The sequence below is a fragment of the Streptomyces aureus genome, assembly GCF_000725495.1.
GTDB classification, from domain to species: Bacteria; Actinomycetota; Actinomycetes; order Streptomycetales; family Streptomycetaceae; genus Streptomyces; species Streptomyces aureus_B.
Map to the genome: position 1 here is coordinate 1 of NZ_JNZD01000081.1, position 538 is coordinate 538.

The 538-nt window shown below is 70.3% G+C and carries 1 protein-coding gene; it reads left to right on the forward strand.

The genetic code is table 11. The features are described 5' to 3' along the window. On the forward strand, positions 1 to 538 hold a 538-nt coding region (locus IO36_RS36045), incomplete at both ends, for a carboxyl transferase domain-containing protein (RefSeq protein WP_037626581.1).

A 538-nucleotide genomic window follows, 5' to 3' on the forward strand; every position in this document is an offset into this window, starting at 1 on the left:
CGAGCAGCTGCGCCGGCACCGGGCGACCGGCTTCGGCCTGGAGGCCAAGAAGCCGTACACGGACGGTGTGATCACCGGCTGGGGCACGGTCGAGGGCCGTACGGTCTTCGTCTACGCGCACGACTTCCGCATCTTCGGCGGGGCCCTGGGCGAGGCCCACGCCACGAAGATCCACAAGATCATGGACATGGCCATCGCGGCCGGTGCCCCGCTGGTCTCCCTCAACGACGGCGCCGGCGCCCGCATCCAGGAGGGCGTCTCGGCGCTCGCCGGCTACGGCGGCATCTTCCAGCGCAACACCAGGGCCTCCGGCGTCATCCCGCAGATCTCGGTGATGCTCGGCCCCTGCGCCGGCGGCGCCGCCTACAGCCCCGCGCTGACGGACTTCGTGTTCATGGTCCGTGAGACCTCGCAGATGTTCATCACCGGTCCGGACGTGGTCAAGGCGGTCACCGGCGAGGAGATCACCCAGAACGGCCTGGGCGGCGCCGACGTGCACGCCGAGACCTCCGGGGTGTGCCACTTCGCCTATGACGAC